This is a genomic window from Trinickia diaoshuihuensis (assembly GCF_003390925.1).
Classification (GTDB): domain Bacteria; phylum Pseudomonadota; class Gammaproteobacteria; order Burkholderiales; family Burkholderiaceae; genus Trinickia; species Trinickia diaoshuihuensis.
Genome location: NZ_QUBS01000081.1, coordinates 310,094 through 332,936 on the forward strand (window position 1 = coordinate 310,094; position 22,843 = coordinate 332,936).

Below are 22,843 nucleotides of genomic sequence, written 5' to 3' on the forward strand. Positions count from 1 at the left end.
GGAGAAACATAAAGATGAAACGGTTTGATTCGGTTGCCGGCGCTTCGCGCCTTGCGCAGCGAGCCTTGGCGGGCGGGTTGTTGATGACGCTCGTGGCCGCGTGCTCGATGGGCCCGACCTACAAGCGCCCCGACGTCGATACGCCGGCCGCGTTCAAGGAAGCGCCGCTGCCCGCCTCCGAGGCGGGCACTTGGAAGAGCGCGGAGCCTTCGGAAGTGCTGGAGCGTGGCCAATGGTGGACGGTCTTCGGCGATGAGACGTTGAACAAGCTCGAAGACCAAGCGCTGGCGGAGAACCAGAACTTGAAGGCGGCCGCCGCCCGGTTGCGCGAATCGCGCGCCGCGCTCAACGCCGCTCGTTCGGCTTGGTTCCCGGAACTCGACGCGGGTTTCGGCCCGACGCGCGAGCGCGTTTCGCCCGCGTCGCAGGGGTTGCCGCAAAACGCCTATGTGCCGCCGATGACCCTCTGGCGCGCGCAAACGACGGTCTCGTACGAGGCGCCGCTGTTCGGCCGCGTGAGCGACAACGTCGCCGCCTCGCGCGCCGATTCGCAACAGCAAGAAGCGCTGTTCCGTTCCGTGCAGCTCGCGCTGCAAGGGGACGTGGCATCGAATTACTTTTCGCTGCGCGAACTCGATACGGAACTGGACCTGTATCGCAAGACGGTGCAGTCGCGTGAAGAAGGCCTGACGCTCGTCAAGCATCGCTACGATGCCGGCGAAGTCAGCGAGCTCGATCTGCAGCAAGCCACGAACTCGCTGGCGACGGCGCGCTCGGAAGCAGCCGGCGTCGAGCGGCAGCGCGCCGCCGCGGAACATGCGCTCGCCGTGTTGCTCGGCAAGCCGCCGGCGCAGTTCTCGTTCCCGCAGCAACCGCTCGTGCCCGTGCTCGCGCGCGTGCCGGCGGGTTTGCCTTCCGCGTTGCTCGAACGCCGTCCGGACATTTCGGCGGCGGAGCGGGCGATGGCGGCGGCTAATGCGCGCGTCGGTCTGGCGAAGTCGGCGTTCTTCCCGCAACTGAACGTGACGGGTGCTTTCGGCTATGAGTCGTCGGGCTTGAGCCAGTTGTTCCAGTGGTCGAGCCGTACGTTCTTGCTGGGCCCGTTCGCGGGTACGGCGCTGACGCTGCCGATTTTCGACGGCGGCCGCCGCAAGGCCGAACTTGCCCAGGCGCGCGCGCAATACGACGAACAGGTGGCGAACTATCGCTCCCAAGTGCTGACGGCATTCCGCGAGGTGGAAGATAGCTTGTCCGATCTGCGATTGCTCGACGATCAGATCCGCGCCCAGAACGATGCCGTGAATGCGGCCGCGCGCGCCCAGCATCTGTCGGAGGCGCAATACCGCGAAGGCCAGGTGAACTACCTCGACGTACTCGACAGTCAGCGCACGACGCTGCAGGCGCAGCGTCAGGCGAGTCAGTTGGCCGGGTCGCGGGCCGTGGCGACGGTCAATCTGATCCGCGCGCTCGGTGGCGGTTGGGGTGACGTCAAGCCGAACGATGCGCAGCAAGTGGCCAAGCAGTGAAGCAATGACGAAGTGAGGCAGTGCGCCGCTCCCGGAGCGTGGGGAGCGGCGCGTTTCGAATCGATAGGGCGGCCGGGCGCGCGCAGATCAAGTGGGCGACGGGCACCTGGTTCGTGCGCCGCGCGCGCACGAAGGATGCGAGGTAGAAGAGATGAACTCGACGGTCGTAGTGGAGGATGTCGCGCAAGGCGAGAGTTTCGAGCAATTCATGAGTTCGCTGCGGGATCCCGCGTTCGCGGCGCCGATCGTCTCGGCGCGGCGTTTCTCGGAAGCGCTGCATATCGACATGCAGACATTGGCGCGGCAAGCGGGCGTGCACCGCAACACGCTGAGCCGCACGCCGTCGTCCGAGAGCGTGCAGCGTTTTTTGCGCGAAGCGCTGCGCGTCATTCGCGCGGCCACCGATATTCACGGGTGCGTGAAGCAAGCGCTGTTTTGGTACCGCAATGAGCCGTTGTCGGAGTTCGAGTACAAGACGGCGGAACAACTGGTGGCGAGCGGACGGACGGAAGACTTGCTCAAGCACATCGTTGCGCAGGAAGTGCAGGCGGGCAGCTAGTCCGTCGAATCGAATCATCGCGTAAAAGATGAGGCGCCGGGAGCGAACAAATCGCGGTAGCCGCCATAGATCGTAAGCAGCATCGGCGGCAGTAGCGCGAGCGACGAGGCGAGCAGCGGCACCTGATGGGCCAGCAAGAGCGCATCGGCCACGGCGACCACGTAGATCAGCGTGGTGCGCCAGTTGCGCAAGGCGCCGTGCAAACTGGCTGCCATGGCGTCGAGCGGGCCCGCGTCGCGCAGCACGACCAAGGCGGGCGCGAACCAAGCCGCGGCCAGCGCGACGGTGAAGATCGGCAACGCGACGAGCGTCGCGATCGTGCCGCGCGGCCCCGGGCCGCCGTAACTGATCGACAGGTGATGCGGGCCGCTCGTGACGAACGACTTGAGAACCGATGCGTCGACGACGATGGCCGAGATCACATACCCGAGGACGATCAATGCCGCGGCGGTTACCCCGATCGCGAGCAGTGCGTAATGGTGTTGCGCGAGCGCGGCGATGAGATCGCGGGCCCTCGCGGGGCGTCCGATCCTCACGCGCTCTTGCGCGACCATCAGCATGCCGACGGCGAGCGGCGCGATCAGGACGATCGTGGGCCGAAGCAGCGGCACGTGCTTGCAGGCGAACGCGAATGCGGCGCAAGCGAGGAAGGTGCCGAGCCAGAGCATTGGCTGGATTCGAGCGGCGCGCCAACCGGTTTCTAGCCAATCGAAGATGTACATGGCGTCGAAGTGCAGGCCCTCGAGATGCGCGGGTTCGGGAGCGGGCCGCCGATGGGCGGTTTTGGAAACATCGGAGAGATAGTGCAGGCTCATGGCGATTCCTTTCTTTCGATGTTGCGTGAACGAGAAGGTTGAATAGGACTACTAACTAGTCAGCGGCCAGCCATGAAACGGCAACGACTGGTCCTGCTTGAATCGGTATTACAGGGTCTGTCCGTGTTCGTCGAGTCGGGCGGAAAGGGCGGAGATCTGGCGGCTCACATAGCGCGAGACGGCACGCCAGGTGAGTCGCGTCAGCCATATGCAGATCATCAGACCCAACGCACCGCCGATCAACAAGGCGAGCGCATAGCGCAACGTCATTGCCCCGAGCGACCATCCCATCGGCGCGACGATATGCACCATATCGTTATCGCTCTTGAGGGTGATTCCCTTATTCGGGTCGATCACGACCGAATCCGAACCGCTTTTGAGGGCGAGGCGGCTCGTATTGCCTTGCGCGTCTTGCTCGAATTGAACCCGCTCCGATCTGTCTCTATCGCGCACGTCCCATAGGAGCGTCTTGTCGTCGGTGTGGACGATCGAAACGGCCTTGCCGTCGTCGTCTTTGACCTCCATCGACTTCACTTCGCTCGTGGCGATACGGTATCGGTTATCGCCGGTTTTCGTCAGGAGCTTGTCGGTGCCGTTGCCTATCGCGACGATCTTCGTATCGCCGTCGCGGTTTTTGATTTCGAGCACGCCGTGACGTGTAACGATGGACGCCTTGCTGCCTTCGTCGAGCGCCAGCACGAAATGATCGCCATCCACTCTGACGGTGCCGAGATCGGGTGGCTGACCGTTCTCTTCGTCGCCTTCGCCGCTCGCCGTATTCGACGCCGAGTGCCCCGCTTCCCTGCTGACGTGGATGGAAGGCTTGTCGGCGAGTGGCCAGCCGAACATCTGATGACTGCCGACATAGACCGCGGCAAGAAGCCCTCCGACCGCGCATGCGCCCGAGACGACGTAGCCGACCGTCAGCAGCGCGAGATAAATGATGAACGGGACGAGCAAAATCAAATTGAGCAGGCCGAGCCCGGCGATCGAAGCGACGACGCGGGCCAGATTGCCGAACGAGCGGCGCGCTTGCCATTGACGGTAAGTGGCTTGCGCCTTGATCTCGCGCGCCAGTTTGTCCGGGTCGCCCAACGCGGAAATGACGTCCTCTTCTTTGCGTCCGGCCGCGATCGCGTCGCCGATATATTCGCGGTAATCGGCGACGATTTCCTCCACTTCCTGCCTGGGCAGGTTTCCCAAGCCTTGCCGCAAGCGTTGAATGAATGCGTCCTGCTTCATTGACGTTCCCCTTTGCCTTGTTCCATCCCGGGCCAGCCGAGCACACTGTTCACTTCGTCGACAAAATCGCGCCATTCCGCTTGCATTTCTTGCAAGCTGCGACGGCCCAGGTCCGTCAGCGTGTAGTACTTGCGCGGCGGCCCCGACGTGGATTCGACGAGATACGTCGAGACCCAAGCTTCCGCTTGCAGCCGGCGCATCAGCGGGTAGATCGTGCCTTCGCTGATCTCCATCGTTTGCGACAGCGTGGAGACGAGCTCGTAGGCGTAGCTGTCGCCGCGCGCGAGCACCGCCAGGACGCACATGTCGAGCGTGCCTTTCTTGAGTTGGGTCTTCATGCCGCGTTGCCGGATCGAGCGTGCCGGCCGTGCAGGGTGCTATGCATCGCAAGGTACTTTGTTTGACATGGTGCGAACTCTAGCAGGCAGTATTGTTTTATGCAAGGTACCGTGTGAAATAGAGGAGCGGGCCGCGCCGGCGGGGGCCGGCTCTTTCCCCGGCTCACCGGTAAAAGGCGGAAGGGGCGATGCCGAAGTGGCGCTTAAACATCGCGGCAAACGCGCTCTGGCTCGTGTAGCCGTGATCGAGGGCGACGGTAATGATCTTTTCGCCGTGCGCCAGACGCTCGAGCGCCAGGAACAGTCGCGCATGGCGGCGCCACCTTCCGAGCGTCATGCCCGTTTCGCGCTGAAAGGCGCGATGGAGCGAGCGCTCGGCCATCGACAGCTTGCGCGCCCACGAGGCGATTTCATGCGGGGCATCCGGCGCCTCGACGATCGCCTCGCATAATGCGCGCAAGCGGGCGTCGGTAGGCCAGGGCAGATACAGCGGGAGACGGTGGATCACCTTCAACTCGGCCAGCAGCAGGCGCATGAGCAAGTCGTCGCGGCTGCCCGGTGCGTAGTCGAGCGGTATCCGCACCGCATCCAGAATCAATTCGCGCAGCAGCGGGGGCACTTCGATCACGCAACTGCCGCGAGGCAAATCCGGCGCGGCACCCGGCTCGACGAAGACGGTGCGCATGCGCACGTTGCCGCTCATCCGCACCGTGTGCTCTAGCCCGGCGTCGAGCCAGACCGCCCGCGTCGGCGGCACGACCCAGCGGCCTTCCCGGGCTTCGATCGACATCACGCCCTCGACGGCATAGAGCAATTGCGCACGCCGGTGACGGTGCGTGGCGACGAATGCCCCATGCGGATAGTCGGCTGCAAGCGCGGCGACCGGCATCGGCGTGTCTTCGAATGGGACGTGAACGTCCGGGGCAGGCAGATGCGTCATCGAGTCGACCCGCGAATCGGCATGGCGACGGCAGGTGGCATTTTTGCGATAGATTCTGCCATTCTAGCGTCAGACAGACGGCATCGGCGTCGCGCATCCTCGTGGCTCGTCGAAACCCTGATTCCCTGAATCGCCGATAGATCGATCCGCCTCGGAGACCTCCATGCCCTTGTCATCTTTACGTGGCGCCCGTTACGCGCTGTTTCCCGTCATCGCCATCGCACTGTGGTCCGGCAACGTCGTCGTGTCGCGGTTATCCGCGCATACGATCCATCCGTATGCAATTACCTTCTGGCGCCTCGTGCTCGCCGTCGCGCTGATGAGCGTGTTCGTGCCCGTGGCGGCGTGGCGCAATCGGGCCGCGATTGCCCCGCAATTGCCGAAGCTGGCATTGCTTGGTTTCCTGGCGATGGCACTCTTTCAATGCTTGTCATACGAAGCCGCAAAGACGACGACGGCCGCGAATATGGCGGTCATGACCGCGCTCGTGCCGTTACTGACGATGCTCCTCGCCGTCGCGCTGCTCGGCGAGACGCCGACAGCGGGCATGGCGGCGGGCGGGGTGCTGTCTTTCTTGGGGCTGCTCTGGCTGATTACGGCCGGGCATCCGGGGACGTTGTTCGCGGGAGGCGTTCACATGGGCGACTTGCTGATGCTCTGCGCGAGCGGGGCATACGCCCTGTATGGCGTGTTGCTCAAGCGCTGGCATGTCGGCTTGCCGTCTTGGCAATCGACCTATTTCCAAGCGATCGCCGCGCTTTTGTTCATGCTCTTTCCGCTGTCGCGTCTCCCGCTTGCGCAGGTATGGCCCACGCGCGCGAGCTTGCCGCTCATTGCCTACGCCGGCTCGCTCGCATCGGTCGTACTGCCGTTCTTTTGGATGCAGGGGGTGAAGCTCCTCGGCCCCAGCCGGTGCAGCATTTATATGAATTTGCTGCCCGTCTTTACGGCGACGCTCGCCGTCGGCGCGCTCGGCGAACCTGTACATGCCTATCACCTCGTCGGCGGGGGCGTGGCGCTCGCCGGTGTCTTGCTCGCCCAGACGTGGCGCGCCCCGCTTGCGTTTCCGCGCGCGGGGCGGATCTCGTCTAGATGAGCGCGGCCTCTAACGACGGCCGCGCGATTCGGCTAAGACGCGTCGCAACTGAACCGATAGGTGTCGTCGAGTTTTTTGGGCAGCACGAGCGTGCGCAGATTGGCCGCGTGCGCCGCCGCGCATAGCGTGGCTTGCTCGCTCGCGGTGTGATACTTGTCCGCGTATTCGGCGTTCAGCACGGGCTTGTTGTCCCCGGTGAATGCGCCATAGTTGTCGCATTCGTTGCGCTCATTGCACTCCTCGTTGACGGCTAAATCGAACAACGGTTCGAGTTGCGCGATCTGATCCAGATCGTTTTTTAGCGCGACGGCGAGATTGCGCGCATGCGCCTCGTTCGCCAGGAACGTGTTGTAGTCGATCTGGTCTTGCGCGGTGAGCGGGAAGCCCGAGTTGTTTATATAGCCGTCGACGTTGTCGGGCTCGACGCCGTCGCATCCCTTCGATACGGCGAGATCGAGGCGTTGTTTCATGATCGAGCGGACATTGTCCGAGCGCACGTCGAGCCAGTTCTCGCCGACCCATTCGGGATCGAGCGGATTGCCCATATCGGTGCTCTTGAACTGGCCGAAATCGGGTCGCCAGTTTTCCGAGCTGCCTGCCGAGAAATAGCAGACGACCTTGCGGCCTGCATTGTGCAGCGATTGGATCGTCGCCGTATCCGTGTTGAAAAGATCGATGTCGTAGATCTTCACGTCATACGACGTATTGAGCTTCCCCTGCAATTGCCATTGCCATGTGTCGGATGCAACGGGCGTCCAGCGCGTCGTGGCGGCCTTGCGCTGTGCGGCGGCTGCCGCATGGCCGGACGCCGCATCGGATGAGCCGCCGCCGCAGGCTTGCAATAGCGCCGCGCATAGCACGAGCGCCGCGGCAACGGAAAGGGTGCGAGCAGTTTTCATCGAGACTTCTCCTTTTTTTCCGATCGCGCGGCAGATTGCCTTTCTCGATGCCGCACGACTGCGGTTAATGGAACGCGCTATCGTACAGGCGGCATGGGTACGCGTCCCGGAGAAGCACAAGACTTTACATTTACGCGCCGAGATCGTTTTTTCCGTGAGGCGGCGCATCGGGGTCGGTGTCGGGTACGACCTTGTCGTGCACGGGCTCGTACGGCCCTTGCTCCGGATGATCCTTGCCCTTCGGAGTGAGCGTTGTGTCCATGTTGCCGTGCGGGCGCTGCTCCACGCGCTCGGGCGTGACCTTCACGTCGCCGTCTTGTTGCTTGGCGCGGCGCGCGTCGGCCCGTTCGACGGGGTCTGCGGGTTCCTGGGATGGGCGATCGGTCATGGTTGCCTCGCGAAAATGAATGGGTCCGGCACCGGGAGATGCGGAGGATAGGGATTCGATCGCATGGACCATGCCGGAAACGCGCCTCGGGAGTGGCACTGATAAGCGCGCGGCTCGGTTCACGGTCGTCGGCTAATATGCTCGTTTGTTTCGGGTGCCCCAGCGCCCGAGGGTGGGCGGCCCATTCCCAGCCGAACGCCTGATTTCTCCCGCATTTGCTCGAAGGGACCCAAGCATGCTGATCAATTGCGCTGCCTACCAAGACGGCAAAAAACTAGCCGATATCGAAATCCATAAGATCAGCGATTACCTCGCCAAACCGGACTGCTTCGTTTGGGTTGCGTTGAAAGACCCCGAGCCGGGCGACCTCGAAACGATGAAGGAAGAGTTCGGGCTCCATGAGTTGGCCGTCGAGGACGTCCTGCATGGGCATCAGCATCCCAAGATCGAGGAGTACGGACAATCGCTGTTCGCGGTGCTGCATACGATCGAGATGGACGACGACGACGAGTTGCTGATCGGCGAAGTCGATGTCTTCGTGGGGCCCAACTACGTGCTCTCGGTGCGTAACAGGACGCGCCACGGCTTCCAGGAGGTGCGCGCGCGCTGCGAGCGCCAGCCCGATCTATTGCGCTCGGGCGCCGGTTTCGTGCTCTATGCGCTGATCGATAGTGTCGTCGATCGCTATTTCCCCATCTTGCAAGCGCTCGGGTCGAAGCTCGAGGAGATCGAAGATCGCATCTTCGAGAAGCACAGCTTGGCATCCTCGCGCGCGATCATCGAAGACTTGTATTCGCTCAAGCGCAGGCTGGTTACGCTGCAGCACCATATCGCGCCTTTGCTCGAAAGCGTGGGCAAGCTGACGGGCGGGCGCATTCCGCAAGTCTGCGTGGGGATGAGCGCCTATTTCCGCGACGTCTACGACCATCTCGAACGGATCGTGCGGACGATCGAGGGCCGCCGCGAAATGACGGTGACGGCCATTCAAGTCAATCTCGGCATGATCTCGCTCGCCGAGAACGAGGTGACGAAGCGTCTCGGCGCGTTTGCGGCGCTCTTTGCTGTGCCGACGATGATCGCCGGCATCTACGGGATGAACTTCCAAAGCATTCCCGAGCTCCATTACGCCTACGGGTATCCGATCTGCCTGGCGGCGATGCTCGCGATCGACGTGATTCTCTGGTGGCGGTTCAAGGCGGCGGGATGGCTTTGATGCATTCGCGCGCGTGGTTTAGTGCCCAATACCACCGAGGATGTCCGTCGCTTTATGGTCCGGGGGGACGCCGTCGATCACGATGACGTCGCCCGCGGAGTTTTCCGTGCGCAGCGATAGAATTTTTTGGTAGTCAGGCGAGCGATACCATTCGCGAGCACGGGCGAGGTCGGGAAAGGCAATCACGATCAAGTCTTCCGTCCAACGTCCTTCCAGGACTGTCCGCTCGCCGCCATGAATGATGAACTTTCCTTCGAACGGGGCGAGCGTATCGTCGATGCCTTCGAGATACGCTTTGATTTCGGGGCCTAGTTTGACGTCCCAAAGACGTGCGATCGCGTACGCAGCCATCCTCTTTCTCCTTTCGCTTGTGCTTGGCGGATCAACCGAACCGTTCGGGATCCTTCGGAGTCAGTTTGCTCGGTAGCGGTGCGCGCCTCAATTACCTGCCAGGTAATGAAATCGTCGCTCGCTCGAGGTCATTGCTCGGGCGACGGCGAGCGAAGGGATCCGTCAATGCGATGAGACGAACGCCGAATCGGCAAACGCTTCCGGAATGGCGAAGCTCGCTCTCATACGCTTCGTCTCCGCGGCCGGCGTCAAGCCGAACAGCCGCTTGAACTCCCTGCTGAACTGCGAGGGGCTCGTATAACCCACGGCATGGCTCGCGGCTTCCGCCGTCAAGTCTTGACGTACCATCAGCAGACGGGCCTGGTGCAGACGCGTCGTCTTCACGTACTGCATCGGCGATACCTGCGTGATCGCCTTGAAATGGCTGTGGAAACTCGGGACGCTCATTCCGGCTTCCCGCGCAAGTTGCGCGACGTCGAGCGATCCGGCATAGCCGGCGTGGATCAGGCGTAGCGATTTGCCTATCCTGCCGAATTGTCCACGCATCGCCAACGCCGCTCGCATCGAGCCGCCTTGCGGTCCGGTCAAGACTCGGAAATATAGCTCGCGCAAAAGGCTTGGACCGAGCACCGCCGCCTCTAAAGGCTCGCGCATCGCTTCCAAAAAGCGCAACACGGATCCCTGCATGGTTTCGTCCATCGGCGTCGACATCATGCTTTGCGGCGCTTGCGCCGATACGGCCGTGCGTTGGCCGTCGATTTGCGCGGTAAGCTCCGCCGCCATGGTGAAATCTAGGTGCAAATACAGTGCAAGCAAGGGACGCTCGCGCGTCGCATCGGTTTCCATGTTGAACGGCACCGGCACCGAAACGGCCAAGTAGTGACGTTCGTCGTAAAGATAGAGCCGATCGCCGAAGTAGCCACGTTTGCGCCCCTGGCAAACGATCACGATGCCGGGATCGTATAAAACCGGCGTCCGTGAAAGCGCGCGGTCCGAGCGCAAGATGCGCACGCTCGGCAATGGCGTGAGGTTGTAGCCTTCTTCGGGCGCCAAGTCGCGCAACAGCGCGACGATACGTCTTCCTTGGTCGCCGGCGGAGCCGGTTGACCGATGCCTCGGCGCGTGCTTCGTGCTCATAGTTTTATGCAAGAAAATCAGCGGAATTTGGCTTATTCAAGCTAGTTTACGAGATTAGTATGCATGCTCCTTTCGGTATTTAGGAGCCACTTCGATGTCATTCAATAAGATTTTGCTGATCACCGGCGTCAGCAGCGGCTTTGGCCGCGCACTGGCTCAAGAGGCGCTTGCGGCGGGACATAAAGTCGTCGGCACCGTCAGAAGCGCCGAGGCGAAGCGTGCGTTCGAATCGCTGTCGGACGGCGCCGCATTCGCTTATCTGCTGGACGTGACTGAATTCGATGCCATCGACGGAATCGTCGCGGAGATCGAGCGAAACGTGGGACCGATCGATGTCTTGGTCAATAACGCCGGGTACGGCCACGAAGGCGTTTTGGAAGAATCGCCGTTGGCGGAAATGCGCCGCCAGTTCGACGTCAATGTATTCGGCGCCGTGGCGATGATCAAAGCCGTGCTGCCCTTCATGCGCGAACGCCGGGCGGGCCACATCCTGAACATCACGTCGATGGGCGGCCATATCACCATGCCCGGGATCGCTTATTACTGCGGGAGTAAGTTCGCGCTGGAAGGGATCTCCGAAAGTTTAGCTAAGGAAGTGAGCCCATTCGGTATTGCAGTCACCGCGGTGGCACCCGGTTCGTTCCGCACCGACTGGGCGGGGCGGTCGATGACGAGGACACCTCGCTCGATCGCGGACTACGACGCGATCTTCGATCCGATCCGCAAAGCGCGCGAGGAAAAAAGCGGCAAGCAATTGGGCGATCCGCAAAAAGCGGCGCGTGCGATGCTTGCCGTCATCGATGCGGAGCATCCGCCCGTGCATCTATTGCTCGGCAGCGACGCGCTCGGGCTCGTGCGGGACAAGTTGTCGGACCTGTCCGACGAGATCCGCGCATGGGAGGCCGTCACGCTATCGACGGACGGCGGCGCGGTCTAAGAACAACGCCTAACGGCTTCGTGTCAGGCCGATTCGGCGACGATCTGCCGGATGGCCTGCTCGAATACTTCGGGCGGTTGGCCGCCGCTCACGAGATAGCGCCGGTTGAAGATGACGGACGGCACCGACTGGATGCCCATGGCCTGATATTCCTGCTCTTGCGCGCGAACCTCGTCGGCAAATCGATTGCTTTCGAGTACTTCGCGCGCCGCTGCGGCGTCGAGCCCAACAGCGCCTGCCGCTTCGACGAGAACGTCGTGATTGCCGGGGTCCTTGCCGTCGGTATGGTAGGCCTGCAGCAAGGCCTCCTTGAGCGCCACCTGTTTGCCTTCGATACCGGCCCAGTGAAGCAGCCGATGCGCATCGAACGTGTTGTAGACGCGTGTGCGCGAACCGAATTCGAAACCCACCGCCGCGCCGCGTTCGCGGATCATTGCCTGCGTTTCGGCAATCTGCTCCGGCGTGCGGCCGTATTTTTCGCCGAGGTATTCGATCACGTCCTGGCCGCCGGGCGTCATCGAGGGATTCAACTCGAACGGATGCATGACGATCTTGGCCTCGACCTCACCGTCGAGTCGCGCGAGCGCCTGTTGCAGCGACGAAAGCCCGATCGCACACCAGGGGCAGGCGACGTCGGAGACGAAATCGATTTGAATCGGTTGTGCTGTCATTGCCTTCTTCCGGAGAGGGTTTGGCGGGCTACTCAAGCGTGAGTCGGCCGATGCCGATATGGCCAAGCGTAACGCGAATGCCGGATCTTTGCAGGCGGGCATCCGAGGCATCGGCGCGCGCGCTCCCCGTGGCGCTTTTCTTGCCATTGCGAGCGAGCTCAGCGATTTCTTATCGTTTCCAGCAATCGGAATCCTTCGGGCCAATCGCCGAGACTGCTGACTGCATTCAGATGCCCCTTTGCCCCGGCGTCCGCAAGTTCGCTGCCCCACGTCTTCGCGCATGCACGCGCATAATCCGCGCTGCCGTAGGGGTCGTTTGTGCTCGACACGACAATGCTGGGGAAGGGCAACCGCGCTGCGGGAAGAGGCGCGAAGCCTGTCGCGGCCTCCCGAGGAAACGCTATCGATGCGGGATCGGGCACGGCGACCAGCAGCGCGCCCAGAACGGCTCGGGACGACTGCACCGCCCAATGCGCGACCGCGAGGCAGCCCAGGCTGTGCGCCACGATGACGGTTTGCGTGGCGTCTTGCGGGAGTTGCCGTTCTATGGCGGCCACCCAGTCATGGCATGCCACCTGATCCCAATCATCGACCGCTAGCCGTTGCCAATCGGGGTGCGCGGCTTGCCATAGGCTTTGCCAGTGCGACGGCCCTGAGTTGCCGATGCCGGGAACGATAAAAACGGGGGAACTCATTCGTCGAATCTCCATGAGCAAACGAGTGATGAGTGTAAAGGCACGAGAATTCGGGCAACATGGCAAATCGAATGAATTGACGGTCGAGTGCGATGGAATCGACGGAATTTCGAGGTGTTGACGAATGAAAGCAAAGTCCGTGGCGTTGGACCGGCTCGATTGGCGGATCCTGGAGGCGCTTCAGCGCAACGCGCGCATGACCAATACAGAGCTTGGCAAACTGATTGGCCTTTCGCAGCCGGCGGTAACGGCGCGCATCAAGCGGCTCGAGAAGGGCGGCGTCATCGAGGGTTACACGGCGCGTGTGAATCCCGGGCTCCTTGGCCGCGGTATCGGTGCGATGGTACGGATCAGGACCACGCATGCCGAGATCAAACGTTGCTTGCATGCGTTCGAGACGATGCCCGAAATCGTCGAGGCGCACCGGATCAGCGGCGAAGACTGTTTCATCGTGCGCATCGTGGTTGGAGAGATGGCCGAGCTTGAAGCCGCGATCGATTCGCTCGCGAGATTCGGTCCGGTTACGACGTCGGTCGTGCTGGCAAGTTATCCGCCGAAGCCCATCGCGCAAGCGTAGGCCGAATCGAGTCTGCAGCAATAAGATAGCCGGAGAAGCGCGTATGACCGTGGAGTCTGAAGACGTACTGACGGCACAACTCGCAGCACTCGCCAAAGAATCTTGCTGGTTCCGGCCGGCGCTCGTCGCCGTTCGCGATTTAGGCTTGTCGTCGTGGTGCATTGGGGCTGGCGCCGTTCGCAACCTCGTTTGGGATTGGCTCCATGGGTTTGACGATCGTTCCGCGCTGGCCGATATCGACGTGGCCTACTTCGATCCGATAGAGGTTGGCGCAGACCGAGATGCCGCGCTCGAACGTCAACTCCATGCTGTCTATCCGGGGTTGCGTTGGGATGTCAAAAACCAGGCAGGCGTACACCTATGGTACGAAGCGAAATTCGGGCATCCGGTGCGGCCTTTCGGATCGTTGCAAGACGCTGTTGCTTCATGGCCCGAGTTCGCGACATGCGTCGGCCTGGCGCTGCGTGCCGACGATTCGGTCGAGGTTGTCGCACCGCATGGATTGAGCGATCTCTTTGCGATGGTCGTTCGCCATAATCCGATGCGAGTGGGCGTCGAAACATTCCGCAAGCGCGTGCAGACGAAGCAGTATGGCGCGCGGTGGAGCCGGGTTACTGTTATTCCGAGTTAACTTTGATGAAGACACATCGCATTCATTGCTTTGGCCGTACCGATGAGAGCGGCAACCCTGCCATCGTGGTCGAAGGCGCTACGCTGACCGAGTCCGATAGGCACGCGTTCGCCCGCACGCAAGATGCGAGCGCGACGGTGTTCGTCGACTCGAACGCTGCGGGCGAGGTCCAGCTCGACTATTACTATCCGCACATGCGCAGCCCACTTTGTCTCCATGCGACGCTTGCGGCGAGCGCGGTGTTCTTCGGGCGCGATGCCGATGCGGGATCGATCCGGTTTGTCACGAGCGTTCATCGGCAGACGCTCGAAGTCGCACGCGTCGATGAAAACATCTTCATTGGCGCGAAGGCGCAGCCTTGCCCGGCGGTGACAGTGGGCCTAGCCGAAACGGGCGCGTTGCTGCGCATCGCAGCGGCGGACGTGGCCGGTATACGCGGGCCGGCATCGATCGGCAGTCCTAAGCTGCTCGTCGAGGTCGCGGATCGATCGTTGCTCGATTCCTTGCGTCCCGATCTCGCCGGTATTGCCCAGTGGAGCCGAACGCACGGCATTTCAGGCATCTATGCCTATTGCAGCGTGCGCGACGGCGTCTACGCGGGGCGGAACTTCAATCATCTCGAACCTCGTTTGGAGGATGCCGCAACTGGGGTGGCTGCCGGGGCGCTGGCGTTGGCGCTGGAGCGAAGCGTTACGTTGCTGCAAGGCGATGGGCTCGGCCGGCCGTGCACGCTCGTCGCGCGGTACGTAAATGGGGCGGTGCAGGTCGGAGGGCGCGCGGTTCGCGTCGCTGCCGATCGTGTCTTTATTGCTTGAGTGGATTCCAATGCAAGTATTTGTCGATGCGGATGCGTGCCCGGTGGTCGTTAAGGACATCTTGTTTCGCGCGGCGCGCCGCACCGAAGTGTGCGTCACCCTCGTGGCGAATCAGTATCTTCGTACGCCGCCCTCGCGCTTTATCAAGACGCTGCAAGTGCCGTCCGGTTTCGATGCCGCCGACGCGCGTATCGTCGAGTTGGTCGAGAAGGGTGACCTCGTGATTACGGCGGATATCCCGCTCGCGGCGGCGGCGCTCGATAAGGGCGCCTCGGTGCTCGATCCGCGCGGAAACTGGTTCACGCGTGAAAACATTCAAGAACGGCTGACGATGCGCGACGTCATGGATCAATTGCGCGCATCGGGCGTGGCGACGGGCGGACCGACGCCCTATACGCCGCAGGACGGCAAGACTTTTGCCGGTCAATTGGACCGATTTCTCGCGCGCAATGCGGCGCGCCCGGCTGCGGACGCCTCATAACCTGCCGTCAATCCTCCTCGCGTCGTTTGTCTTTCCCACATTCCAGGAGTCCCTCCCTCCCGGATCGACGGTACGGCTACCGCCAAATATTCGACTGATCTAACGTTGTCGATGCCGTTCCGTTCATACGATCCAACCGTTCCATTCGTCGCCTATCCGACGCAAAGGAGGAGATTATGTCGACCCTACCGAGGTTCTATCCCGAGATCATCGACGTCGCCGTGATGATCGATGGACCGCGCATTCTCTATCATCACGGGCCCAACAAAGCGCGCGATCACGTCGGCTTCAGTGATTACGTGCAACTCGGCCCGCATGGCGAGGGCGTCGGCTATGTCTACATGGTCTCCACTTGGTGGGACTCGCGAGGCGAGGGCGGTTCCGAGTTCCGCGTCTTCGGTAAGCCGGGGAATCGAATTCGGTGGCGAATTCAATCCCTCTCGATGGGCGGCGTCGCGGATGGGGTACCCGCCGATACCCATATGACGCCCGCACTAGCGGGCATGGGCCCGGAAGCCAAACCGGCCGTCGCGTATCGCCCCTTCATCAGAGGGTTCGTGATCAATAGCGGCGCGCAGAACATCACGCCTCCGAAGCAAGTGGTTGAGACCGTCAACAGTTGGCATGTCGATCCGTCGACCGGCAAAATCGCGCGCGCGCAATTGACGGATGTCTATTGGGAAGCCAAGGTTCTGCAAGAAGGACCGGTCGTCTACCACATGCCGTTCAATATCTTCTGCAACTGCAAGGACTGCAACGACGGTGACGATGACGGCGACGACGGTGGCCACGGCGGCGGGGGCGGGGGCGGTGACGGATGCGGCGGCTGGACGCACGATCCCTTCATCAACTGAGCCGGAGGATATCGGCGCCTCAGTCCTTCAAAAACAACTCATGCATCGGCGCAAAGTGCGCATAGAGCGGCAAAATAGCACCGCCCATCGCTCTCGCATCCGCGCCGATCGTGCCTTCGATCAACTGCGGTCTGACCATGCCCTCCCATTCGATCCGATCGAGTTCGCGCTGCGTGCGCCGAATGATTTCGCGCACGAGTTGACGGTCGATTTCGCCGTCGATCACGATCGCTTCCAAGTCGAGCAACGCCGTCGAAGCGGCGATCGTCATCGCAATGGCGGGGCAGGCTTCGTCGAGCCATCGTTCGGTGATGGCCCACACGTCGGCATTCAGCGCGCGATGATCGTGCGCCGCCGCCGCGGGCGCGCCCCTGGCGACGAACCGTTGCTCCAGCACGAACCCCGAAGCCGTATGCAGCAATTGCCGCGGAGCATGTCCGTTGCCCAGCGCCAGCGGCATCGAGCCCACCGCGCCCGCGTTGCCATGAGGGCCGCCATGCAAGCGCCCGTCGATCACGAGGCCGCCGCCGATGAAGGTGCCGACGAACAGGTACAGGAACGATCGGATTCCGCGCCCTTGGCCCATGACCAGCTCGGCGGCGCACGCGGCCGTGGTGTCCTTCGCGAATTCGACGGGCAGCCCGGTCAACGCCGCGATGCGCGCGCTGATGTCGATCGCGTTCCACGCCTCGAGCGCGGCGGGCGGCGCCCCTAGAAAATCTCGCCATCCGCCGAGCCAGAGCGGCGCGGCAACGCCGATGCCGACTACTTTGCTCGCGTGCGCGCCGAGCGTACCGGTCACGCGCGCGAGCTTGGTTTCGAGCGCCGGAAACAACATCTCGGGATCGGGATACGCGTATTCGAGCACGTCGCGCGTGCAGACGTGCCCCGTGAAATCCATGGCGAGCACGTCGAGGCTGCGCCGTCCCACTTTGATCCCGATCGTATACGCCCCTTCGGGGCGAAGCGCGATCGGTACCGAGGGCTGGCCGATGCGTCCGCGGACACGCGCTTGCTTCGCAAGCAGGCCGTCGTCGATGAGCCGATCGACGATCGTGGACACGCTTTGCATGCTCAGGCGCGTAAGACGGGCGACCTCGGCTTTAGGCAGCGGCCCGTGCAAGCGAATCGCCTGTAAGACGATGCGCTCGTTGAATTGGCGCATGCCGACTTGGTTCGACCCGACCGTCCTCGTGGCGTGCGGATGCGTTCGCGCGTTCATTTCGATGCATCCTCGCGCAAGGGCATGGATGGGTGCCGCGGCACGTGATGCGCGCCGCCCGTCGAGCGAGCCGTCATGCGATGGCCCTGACGTCGGCTTGCTTGGCGCCCGTCATGATCGCGACGGCATCGGACATATGAATGTCCTTCGTATTGACGAGCGCGGCGCGCCGCCCCAGCCGTTGGATATGGATGCGATCGGCGATTTCGAACACATGCGGCATGTTATGGCTGATGAGGATGACGGGCAGGCCGCGGTCGCGCACGCGCCGAATCAATTCCAGCACCATGTTGCCTTCCTTCACGCCGAGCGCGGCCGTCGGCTCGTCCAGGATGACGACGTGCCGGGCGAACGCCGCGCTGCGCGCCACCGCCACGCCCTGGCGCTGACCGCCCGAGAGCGTTTCGACCGCCTGCCGCATCGATCGAATGCCGATCTGCAGGTCTTTCATGTGCGAGGTGGCTTCCTCCAGCATGCGGCGCTTGTCGATCATTTTAAGCACCGAGCCGCGCCAGCCGGGCAGGCGCCGCTCCCGGCCCAGGAACAGGTTTTCCGCGATGGTCATGGCCGGAGCCACGGCCAGTTCCTGGTACACCGTTTCGATACCTTTTTCGCGCGCGTCGAGCGGGCTGCGAAATTTCACGGGGGCGCCGTCGAGCAGGATTTCACCCTCGTCGGGCACGGTCGCGCCCGAAAGCGCTTTGATCAGCGACGATTTGCCGGCGCCGTTATCGCCGATCACGGCGAGAATCTCGCCGGGCATGACTTCGAAATCACAGCCGTCGAGCGCGGTCACTTGTCCGTAGCGCTTCACGAGGCCGCGTGCTTGCAGCACGGGCGTCGCTGCGCGAGAGCTTGAGGTCGACATGACGTTTCCTTAGCGAATACGAGTGCGAGTACAAGTGCAAGTCCGAGTGCCGTTGCACGCGTGCGCCGCGATGCGGGTCGCGGCAAGCGCGCTTGCTCAGGCTTTGCGGTGCGTGAGTTTGTCGGCGGCCACGGCGAGAATCACGAGAATCCCGGTGATCAGCACTTGATAGACGGAGGAGACGCCGATGAGCGTGAGCCCGTTGCGGAACACGCCGACGATCAAAGCGCCGAGCAAGGTGCCCACCACCGATCCGCGTCCGCCGAACAGGCTCGTGCCGCCCAGCACGACTGCCGTAATGCTGTCGAGGTTGTCCGTCTGACCGGCTTGCGGGTCGCCCACGCCCGTGCGCGAGACCAGCAGCAGCGCCGCGATGCCGTAGATCATGCCCGAGAGCGAGTAGACCGTGAGCAAGATCCGCTGCGACGAGAGGCCCATGAGGCGCGCCGCTTCGGGGTTGTTGCCGAGCGCGTACAAGTGCCGGCCCGGCACGGTATTTTTGAGCACGAACCAAACGGCGAAGTACATGAAGAGCGCGAGCACCGTGCCGTACGTCACCTCGGCCGGCCCGACCCTGAACGTATTGCCGAAGAACATCATCGCATCGGGCAGGTTCGATATCGTCTCGGCATTCGAATAAAGCTGCGTCAACGCGAATGCGATGTTGAGCGTACCGAGCGTGACAATGAACGAGGGCAGTTTCACGCGCGTGACGAGCACGCCGTTCAGCAGACCGAACAGCGTACTGGCGCCGATGCCGCACAGGATGGCGAGCACGGGCGGCACGCCGAGCACGACCGCGAACTTCGTCATGATGATCGAGCCGAACGCCATCACCATGCCGCACGACAGATCGATGCCGGCGGTCAGCACGACGAGCGTTTGGCCGATGGCGATCACGCCGACGACGATCGTTTGCTGCAGGATCAGCGAGAAATTCTGAAACGAGAGGAAGCGATGACTCTGCGATACGAAGAAGGCACAAGCGGCGAGGAGGGCGATCAACGGACCGGCCTCGGCGAGGCTCGGCATGCGATGGCCGCGCGAATGAGGAACGGGGGCCGGCGCCAGCGGGCCGGCTGATTGAGTCGTCATGATGCGTCTTCTCCTACGATCGAAATGACTGACAGAGCCGGCGCGGGAGCGCACCCCCGCGCCGCGGCTGCTTATTGGCCCCAGCAGTTTTGCAGGCCGAACTTCGTATCCTTGCTGTCCACGCCCGGCATCGGCTTATCGGTAATCAACTCGACGCCCGTGTCGGTATAGCCGCTCACCTTTTTGCCGGTTTTCGCGTAATCGACGCCGGCGTCCACGCCGAGCGCGGCCATCTTGAGCGGGTACTGCTGCGCGGTCGCCGCGATCGCGCCGGCCTTGACGTTGCGTACGCCTTCGCAGCCGCCGTCGATCGATACGATCAGCACGTTCTTCTCTTTGCCCGCGGTTTGAAGCGCGCGATAGGCGCCGGCTGCCGCGGGTTCGTTGATCGTGTAGACGACGTTGATGTCGGGCGACTTTTGCAGGCAGTTCTCCATCGCCGCCTGCCCCTTCGACTGATCGCCGCGCGTATCTTGGCTGCAGACGATGCTCGGGTCGCCCGCCTTGACGCCGAAGCCTTTCAGGAACCCGTCGTGCCGCAAGATGCCGACGGAGATGCCGGGCGCGAGATCGAGCGTGGCGATCTTCGCCGGCTTGTTGCCGAGCGCCTTCTTGGCGTATTGGCCGATCAGCTCGCCGGCCTTGAAGTTGTTGGTGGCGAACAGGGCGTCCGTGGCGCTCTGCGGATCGGTCGGCGTATCGAGCGCGATCACCATGACGCCGGCGTCACGCGCTTTCTTGATCGACGGGACGATCGCCTTCGTATCGCTCGGTGTGATCAGGATCGCCTTCGCGCCGGCCGTCGTCATGTTTTCGAGCGCCGTCACTTGCGATGAATTGTCTCCGTCGAATCGGCCGGCGGCGGTCAGCAACTTTGCGCCGTCCTTCTGAGCAGCCCCTTGGGCACCTTGCTTCATCTTCACGAAAAACGGATTGGTGTCGGTCTTCGTGATCAGGCCGACGATCGGCTCGTCGGCGAGTGCGGCGCCGGCGCATAGAACCGAGGCAGCGGCGGCGCCGAGCATGAAGTGCCGGGCGGCGGCCAGACAGGGACGGGTTTTCATCGAACGCTCTCCTCCGGGTGATTGACAACGAATTGGCAGCACGTCGCTTCGGCTGCTCGATTAAATCAACTGCGTGGATTTAGTACAGCAGCGCGGGCGGCCGGAGTCAAGGACAGGGCTTCGGTGCAATGCGAGAAAGACAGGGCGGTATGAGGGCTTGGTGCGCCCGCCCCGGTGCGGGATGGAAAGCGATCGTGCAATGCAGCAACGAACGAAGCGGCTCAGGGAAAATCCCGAGTCGAACGCAGTGCGGTCCAGCGCTTAATCGGCTTTGTTTAGTGTTTATTTCGCCGGATCGCGAGCGCGGTCCCAAGGCGGGTCGTCGCCGAACGCCTCGACGAGGGAGTCCACGAAGCGGCGAACCCGCAGCGGAATATGACGCGAACTCGGATAGACGGCCTGCAGATCGAGGTCGGCCGCGCGATAGCGCGGCAGGACGGCGACGAGCGCGCCGCGGGCGAGGGCATCGCCGAACGCGAATGAGGGGCCGTAAGCTATCCCGCTTCCCGCCACCGCGGCGGCAACGAGGATCTGCATGTTGTTCGAGACGAGCCTGCAAGGGCCATCGAGCGTGTGGGCCCGGCCTTTCGTATCGTAGAGCGTCCAGTCTCCTGGCGAGACGGCGTCGCTGAACGCGAGCCGTTCGACGCGTGCCAGTGCGGCGGGGGTGCGCGGTGCGCCATGACGCCGCAAGAACGCCGGGGACGCGCACAGCATCATGCGGCAGCGCGCGATCCGCCGGGTAACGAGCGCCGGATCGGTCAACTTGCCGATGCGCAAGGCCACGTCGATGCCGCTGTCGAGGAGGTCGACGTAACGGTCGCCGAGGACGACTTCGACGTTGGCCTCGGGATGCTCGTTCAGGAAGCGGGCGACGACGTCGCCCAAATGCAGCGCGCCGAATGTCACGGGCGCCGCCACCCGCAATATTCCCCGAACCGTGCCATGGGAGGCGCTCGCTTCGCGATTCGCTTCGTCCACCGCTTCGAGGATCGATTTGCAGCGCAGGTAGTAGCCATGGCCGATATCGGTGAGCGCGAGCCGCCGCGTCGTACGCTGCAGCAGCCGCGCGCCGACCTGCGACTCCAATGCGGCGACATATTTGCCCGCCATCGCCGCCGAGATGCCGAAGCGGCGCGCCGCGGCGGCCAGGCTTCCTTCATCGACGGCGGCCACGAACAGGCCCATGCCGGTGAGTCGATCCATGCGGTCCTCCGGTCATTCGATCGCCGCGTTATCGATTCGCGGCGGAAAGGGGGACATTATCAACCGGTGGCGCGAAAGGCGAGCGAGCGTGCCTGACCGAACCGGTCAGGCGGCGGAATTCAAATGGAAAAACGATGGGGGAGGTGGGGCGGTCAAGCCGCGCGGGCGGGTTGCGCCGTCTCGGCGTTGTGTTTGGCAACGGCCGCACGCTTGGTCTTGCCCGCGCGCGACGGCGGCTGACAGGCTCCGCACACGACGTTGTGTTGCAGATCGTGCTTGTGCGCGACGAACTTGCCGCTGCAACGGCAGCACGGCGTGAGCTGCAAGATGTCGGCATCGAAGAAGCGTACGAGCGTCCACGCGCGCGTGAGATCGAGCACGGGTTCGGCATCGCTATGTTTGCAATGCTCGAGGTACAGGCGGTAGCCCTTGGTCAGCGCGTCCAAATGCGAGCAACCCGCTTCGTGCTTGAGGAACACGTACGTGTTGTAGAACAACGACGCGTGAATGTTCGCGAGCCACGTCATGTACCAGTCGGCCGAGAACGGCAACATCCCCTTCGGCGGCGATACGCCTTTGATTTCGCGATACAGGCGGATCATGCGATCGCGCGAGAGGGTCAACTCGCTTTCAAGCACCTGCATGCGCGCCCCGAGCTCGATGAGCGCGATGGCGCGGAACACTTCCTGGGCGTCTTCCGTGAGGCTCTTCTTCTGGACCATGGCGTAGCCTCGTCGTGTCACGCGAACTGCTCGGCCGGCTGGCTGGCGAGCAAAATCGCGGTGTGCGTGGCGGCCACTTCGGCATTTTTCGCGGTCTGCGTCAAAGCCGACAACATCGAGTGGTCGTTGAAGCGGAAGAAGCACAAGAGCTGATCGGAGGATGCCAGCTTCACGCTCTGCGCGAGCGAAAGCCCGGCCAGCAAATCGGCCAACTCCGACGACAGGCCAAGCCGGAACATGCCGATGGCCTTGTCCTCGCGCAGCATGCGCTGCGCGAGCATGATGTACGACAAATTAATTTCGCGGATAGAGTCCAGCGTTTCGCTGCTGCGGTCCATTTCTCACGTTTCCGAAGCCCCGTTGACCCAGTCCGGTATTTTCTACCGTGTAATTTTGTCGCTCGCGGGGACGACATCGTTTGCGCGACCCCGGTGCATTCTTTGATACAGGCAGTTACAACTTGTAACACCATGGGGGCCATTCTAAGAACCGCTTTTACCG

At 62.7% G+C, this 22,843-nt stretch carries 27 protein-coding genes; 10 read left to right on the forward strand and 17 right to left on the reverse strand.

The window, feature by feature from the left end:
- The first annotated feature begins 14 nt into the window (after window positions 1–14).
- A complete protein-coding gene (locus DXT59_RS19655; RefSeq protein ID WP_116138532.1) occupies window positions 15–1,526 on the forward strand; it encodes an efflux transporter outer membrane subunit in 1,512 nt (503 codons plus the stop codon).
- A gap of 151 nt (window positions 1,527–1,677) precedes the next feature.
- Window positions 1,678–2,085 carry a DUF2384 domain-containing protein gene (locus tag DXT59_RS19660; protein ID WP_116138667.1) on the forward strand — a complete coding sequence of 136 codons (408 nt, stop codon included), beginning with the start codon at window positions 1,678–1,680 and terminating at the stop codon, window positions 2,083–2,085.
- A gap of 14 nt (window positions 2,086–2,099) precedes the next feature.
- Here DXT59_RS19660 and DXT59_RS19665 read toward each other — a convergent pair whose 3' ends face one another.
- The 4 genes from DXT59_RS19665 to DXT59_RS19680 form a co-directional block, all read right to left on the reverse strand.
- Window positions 2,100–2,900, reverse strand: coding sequence for a BPSS1780 family membrane protein (locus DXT59_RS19665; RefSeq protein ID WP_116138533.1), 801 nt, complete (start codon window positions 2,898–2,900; stop codon window positions 2,100–2,102).
- A 108-nt stretch (window positions 2,901–3,008) separates the two neighbouring features.
- A complete protein-coding gene (locus DXT59_RS19670) occupies window positions 3,009–4,142 on the reverse strand; it encodes a DUF1700 domain-containing protein (protein WP_162878161.1) in 1,134 nt (377 codons plus the stop codon).
- Window positions 4,139–4,480: a PadR family transcriptional regulator gene (locus DXT59_RS19675; protein ID WP_116138535.1), complete on the reverse strand. Its 342-nt coding sequence runs from the start codon at window positions 4,478–4,480 to the stop codon at window positions 4,139–4,141. The genes DXT59_RS19670 and DXT59_RS19675 overlap by 4 nt, the downstream gene beginning before the upstream one ends.
- 163 nt (window positions 4,481–4,643) lie before the next feature.
- Complete coding sequence (locus DXT59_RS19680) at window positions 4,644–5,420, reverse strand: AraC family transcriptional regulator (protein ID WP_240324586.1); 777 nt, start codon at window positions 5,418–5,420, stop codon at window positions 4,644–4,646.
- Window positions 5,421–5,583: 163 nt separating this feature from the next.
- Here DXT59_RS19680 and DXT59_RS19685 point away from each other — a divergent pair, with 163 nt between their 5' ends.
- Complete coding sequence (locus DXT59_RS19685) at window positions 5,584–6,516, forward strand: DMT family transporter (RefSeq protein WP_116138536.1); 933 nt, start codon at window positions 5,584–5,586, stop codon at window positions 6,514–6,516.
- 32 nt (window positions 6,517–6,548) lie between these two features.
- Here the strand turns inward: DXT59_RS19685 and DXT59_RS19690 are convergent, their stop codons facing one another.
- Entirely contained in the window at window positions 6,549–7,415 is an 867-nt protein-coding gene (locus DXT59_RS19690) for an endo alpha-1,4 polygalactosaminidase (RefSeq protein WP_116138537.1), read from the reverse strand.
- Between the two features lie 130 nt (window positions 7,416–7,545).
- Window positions 7,546–7,803, reverse strand: a complete 258-nt coding sequence (locus DXT59_RS19695; protein ID WP_116138538.1) for a hypothetical protein — start codon at window positions 7,801–7,803, stop codon at window positions 7,546–7,548.
- A 235-nt stretch (window positions 7,804–8,038) separates the two neighbouring features.
- Between DXT59_RS19695 and corA the strand changes: the two genes are divergently transcribed.
- Window positions 8,039–9,016, forward strand: coding sequence for a magnesium/cobalt transporter CorA (corA, locus tag DXT59_RS19700; RefSeq protein ID WP_116138539.1), 978 nt, complete (start codon window positions 8,039–8,041; stop codon window positions 9,014–9,016).
- An 18-nt stretch (window positions 9,017–9,034) separates the two neighbouring features.
- Here corA and DXT59_RS19705 read toward each other — a convergent pair whose 3' ends face one another.
- On the reverse strand, window positions 9,035–9,367 hold the full coding sequence (locus DXT59_RS19705; protein ID WP_116138540.1) for a DUF1330 domain-containing protein: 333 nt from the start codon (window positions 9,365–9,367) through the stop codon (window positions 9,035–9,037).
- A gap of 162 nt (window positions 9,368–9,529) precedes the next feature.
- Window positions 9,530–10,504 carry an AraC family transcriptional regulator gene (locus tag DXT59_RS19710; RefSeq protein WP_116138541.1) on the reverse strand — a complete coding sequence of 325 codons (975 nt, stop codon included), beginning with the start codon at window positions 10,502–10,504 and terminating at the stop codon, window positions 9,530–9,532.
- Window positions 10,505–10,598: 94 nt separating this feature from the next.
- On the opposite strand from DXT59_RS19710, the gene DXT59_RS19715 reads away from it, so the two are divergent.
- Window positions 10,599–11,441, forward strand: coding sequence for an oxidoreductase (locus DXT59_RS19715; protein ID WP_116138542.1), 843 nt, complete (start codon window positions 10,599–10,601; stop codon window positions 11,439–11,441).
- A gap of 23 nt (window positions 11,442–11,464) precedes the next feature.
- Here the strand turns inward: DXT59_RS19715 and DXT59_RS19720 are convergent, their stop codons facing one another.
- Window positions 11,465–12,112 (reverse strand): DsbA family oxidoreductase, encoded by a 648-nt coding sequence (locus DXT59_RS19720; RefSeq protein ID WP_116138543.1) that lies wholly within the window; start codon window positions 12,110–12,112, stop codon window positions 11,465–11,467.
- Between the two features lie 158 nt (window positions 12,113–12,270).
- Window positions 12,271–12,807 carry an RBBP9/YdeN family alpha/beta hydrolase gene (locus DXT59_RS19725; protein ID WP_116138544.1) on the reverse strand — a complete coding sequence of 179 codons (537 nt, stop codon included), beginning with the start codon at window positions 12,805–12,807 and terminating at the stop codon, window positions 12,271–12,273.
- 124 nt (window positions 12,808–12,931) lie between these two features.
- On the opposite strand from DXT59_RS19725, the gene DXT59_RS19730 reads away from it, so the two are divergent.
- The 5 genes from DXT59_RS19730 to DXT59_RS19750 all read left to right on the forward strand — a co-directional run bounded on the left by DXT59_RS19730 (window position 12,932) and on the right by DXT59_RS19750 (window position 16,165).
- Entirely contained in the window at window positions 12,932–13,384 is a 453-nt protein-coding gene (locus DXT59_RS19730; RefSeq protein ID WP_116138545.1) for an Lrp/AsnC family transcriptional regulator, read from the forward strand.
- A gap of 43 nt (window positions 13,385–13,427) precedes the next feature.
- A complete protein-coding gene (locus DXT59_RS19735; RefSeq protein WP_116138546.1) occupies window positions 13,428–14,015 on the forward strand; it encodes a nucleotidyltransferase family protein in 588 nt (195 codons plus the stop codon).
- Between the two features lie 5 nt (window positions 14,016–14,020).
- The gene (locus tag DXT59_RS19740; protein WP_116138547.1) at window positions 14,021–14,830 is read left to right on the forward strand and encodes a PhzF family phenazine biosynthesis protein; all 810 of its coding nucleotides are present in this window, start codon (window positions 14,021–14,023) and stop codon (window positions 14,828–14,830) included.
- A gap of 10 nt (window positions 14,831–14,840) precedes the next feature.
- A complete protein-coding gene (locus DXT59_RS19745) occupies window positions 14,841–15,311 on the forward strand; it encodes a YaiI/YqxD family protein (RefSeq protein WP_116138548.1) in 471 nt (156 codons plus the stop codon).
- 176 nt (window positions 15,312–15,487) lie between these two features.
- On the forward strand, window positions 15,488–16,165 hold the full coding sequence (locus DXT59_RS19750) for an AidA/PixA family protein (RefSeq protein WP_116138549.1): 678 nt from the start codon (window positions 15,488–15,490) through the stop codon (window positions 16,163–16,165).
- A gap of 19 nt (window positions 16,166–16,184) precedes the next feature.
- Here DXT59_RS19750 and DXT59_RS19755 read toward each other — a convergent pair whose 3' ends face one another.
- The 7 genes from DXT59_RS19755 to flhD all read right to left on the reverse strand — a co-directional run bounded on the left by DXT59_RS19755 (window position 16,185) and on the right by flhD (window position 22,680).
- The gene (locus DXT59_RS19755) at window positions 16,185–17,387 is read right to left on the reverse strand and encodes an ROK family transcriptional regulator (RefSeq protein WP_116138550.1); all 1,203 of its coding nucleotides are present in this window, start codon (window positions 17,385–17,387) and stop codon (window positions 16,185–16,187) included.
- Window positions 17,388–17,460: 73 nt separating this feature from the next.
- Complete coding sequence (locus DXT59_RS19760) at window positions 17,461–18,255, reverse strand: ATP-binding cassette domain-containing protein (RefSeq protein ID WP_116138551.1); 795 nt, start codon at window positions 18,253–18,255, stop codon at window positions 17,461–17,463.
- Between the two features lie 96 nt (window positions 18,256–18,351).
- Window positions 18,352–19,287 carry an ABC transporter permease gene (locus DXT59_RS19765; RefSeq protein ID WP_116138669.1) on the reverse strand — a complete coding sequence of 312 codons (936 nt, stop codon included), beginning with the start codon at window positions 19,285–19,287 and terminating at the stop codon, window positions 18,352–18,354.
- Between the two features lie 134 nt (window positions 19,288–19,421).
- A complete protein-coding gene (locus tag DXT59_RS19770) occupies window positions 19,422–20,414 on the reverse strand; it encodes a sugar ABC transporter substrate-binding protein (protein ID WP_116138552.1) in 993 nt (330 codons plus the stop codon).
- A gap of 282 nt (window positions 20,415–20,696) precedes the next feature.
- On the reverse strand, window positions 20,697–21,620 hold the full coding sequence (locus tag DXT59_RS19775) for a LysR family transcriptional regulator (RefSeq protein WP_116138553.1): 924 nt from the start codon (window positions 21,618–21,620) through the stop codon (window positions 20,697–20,699).
- A 152-nt stretch (window positions 21,621–21,772) separates the two neighbouring features.
- On the reverse strand, window positions 21,773–22,342 hold the full coding sequence (gene flhC, locus DXT59_RS19780) for a flagellar transcriptional regulator FlhC (protein WP_116138554.1): 570 nt from the start codon (window positions 22,340–22,342) through the stop codon (window positions 21,773–21,775).
- A 17-nt stretch (window positions 22,343–22,359) separates the two neighbouring features.
- Window positions 22,360–22,680 (reverse strand): flagellar transcriptional regulator FlhD, encoded by a 321-nt coding sequence (gene flhD / locus DXT59_RS19785; protein ID WP_102648920.1) that lies wholly within the window; start codon window positions 22,678–22,680, stop codon window positions 22,360–22,362.
- Window positions 22,681–22,843: the final 163 nt, after the last annotated feature.

Bases quoted from the DNA above. Each gene is read 5' to 3' on its own strand.
- DXT59_RS19655 (WP_116138532.1), top strand. From the start codon at position 15: ATGAAACGGTTTGATTCGGTTGCCGGCGCTTCGCGCCTTGCGCAGCGA.
- DXT59_RS19660 (WP_116138667.1), top strand. From the start codon at position 1,678: ATGAACTCGACGGTCGTAGTGGAGGATGTCGCGCAAGGCGAGAGTTTC.
- DXT59_RS19665 (WP_116138533.1), bottom strand. From the start codon at position 2,900: ATGAGCCTGCACTATCTCTCCGATGTTTCCAAAACCGCCCATCGGCGG.
- DXT59_RS19670 (WP_162878161.1), bottom strand. From the start codon at position 4,142: ATGAAGCAGGACGCATTCATTCAACGCTTGCGGCAAGGCTTGGGAAAC.
- DXT59_RS19675 (WP_116138535.1), bottom strand. From the start codon at position 4,480: ATGAAGACCCAACTCAAGAAAGGCACGCTCGACATGTGCGTCCTGGCG.
- DXT59_RS19680 (WP_240324586.1), bottom strand. From the start codon at position 5,420: ATGACGCATCTGCCTGCCCCGGACGTTCACGTCCCATTCGAAGACACG.
- DXT59_RS19685 (WP_116138536.1), top strand. From the start codon at position 5,584: ATGCCCTTGTCATCTTTACGTGGCGCCCGTTACGCGCTGTTTCCCGTC.
- DXT59_RS19690 (WP_116138537.1), bottom strand. From the start codon at position 7,415: ATGAAAACTGCTCGCACCCTTTCCGTTGCCGCGGCGCTCGTGCTATGC.
- DXT59_RS19695 (WP_116138538.1), bottom strand. From the start codon at position 7,803: ATGACCGATCGCCCATCCCAGGAACCCGCAGACCCCGTCGAACGGGCC.
- corA (WP_116138539.1), top strand. From the start codon at position 8,039: ATGCTGATCAATTGCGCTGCCTACCAAGACGGCAAAAAACTAGCCGAT.
- DXT59_RS19705 (WP_116138540.1), bottom strand. From the start codon at position 9,367: ATGGCTGCGTACGCGATCGCACGTCTTTGGGACGTCAAACTAGGCCCC.
- DXT59_RS19710 (WP_116138541.1), bottom strand. From the start codon at position 10,504: ATGAGCACGAAGCACGCGCCGAGGCATCGGTCAACCGGCTCCGCCGGC.
- DXT59_RS19715 (WP_116138542.1), top strand. From the start codon at position 10,599: ATGTCATTCAATAAGATTTTGCTGATCACCGGCGTCAGCAGCGGCTTT.
- DXT59_RS19720 (WP_116138543.1), bottom strand. From the start codon at position 12,112: ATGACAGCACAACCGATTCAAATCGATTTCGTCTCCGACGTCGCCTGC.
- DXT59_RS19725 (WP_116138544.1), bottom strand. From the start codon at position 12,807: ATGAGTTCCCCCGTTTTTATCGTTCCCGGCATCGGCAACTCAGGGCCG.
- DXT59_RS19730 (WP_116138545.1), top strand. From the start codon at position 12,932: ATGAAAGCAAAGTCCGTGGCGTTGGACCGGCTCGATTGGCGGATCCTG.
- DXT59_RS19735 (WP_116138546.1), top strand. From the start codon at position 13,428: ATGACCGTGGAGTCTGAAGACGTACTGACGGCACAACTCGCAGCACTC.
- DXT59_RS19740 (WP_116138547.1), top strand. From the start codon at position 14,021: ATGAAGACACATCGCATTCATTGCTTTGGCCGTACCGATGAGAGCGGC.
- DXT59_RS19745 (WP_116138548.1), top strand. From the start codon at position 14,841: ATGCAAGTATTTGTCGATGCGGATGCGTGCCCGGTGGTCGTTAAGGAC.
- DXT59_RS19750 (WP_116138549.1), top strand. From the start codon at position 15,488: ATGTCGACCCTACCGAGGTTCTATCCCGAGATCATCGACGTCGCCGTG.
- DXT59_RS19755 (WP_116138550.1), bottom strand. From the start codon at position 17,387: ATGAACGCGCGAACGCATCCGCACGCCACGAGGACGGTCGGGTCGAAC.
- DXT59_RS19760 (WP_116138551.1), bottom strand. From the start codon at position 18,255: ATGTCGACCTCAAGCTCTCGCGCAGCGACGCCCGTGCTGCAAGCACGC.
- DXT59_RS19765 (WP_116138669.1), bottom strand. From the start codon at position 19,287: ATGCCGAGCCTCGCCGAGGCCGGTCCGTTGATCGCCCTCCTCGCCGCT.
- DXT59_RS19770 (WP_116138552.1), bottom strand. From the start codon at position 20,414: ATGAAAACCCGTCCCTGTCTGGCCGCCGCCCGGCACTTCATGCTCGGC.
- DXT59_RS19775 (WP_116138553.1), bottom strand. From the start codon at position 21,620: ATGGATCGACTCACCGGCATGGGCCTGTTCGTGGCCGCCGTCGATGAA.
- flhC (WP_116138554.1), bottom strand. From the start codon at position 22,342: ATGGTCCAGAAGAAGAGCCTCACGGAAGACGCCCAGGAAGTGTTCCGC.
- flhD (WP_102648920.1), bottom strand. From the start codon at position 22,680: ATGGACCGCAGCAGCGAAACGCTGGACTCTATCCGCGAAATTAATTTG.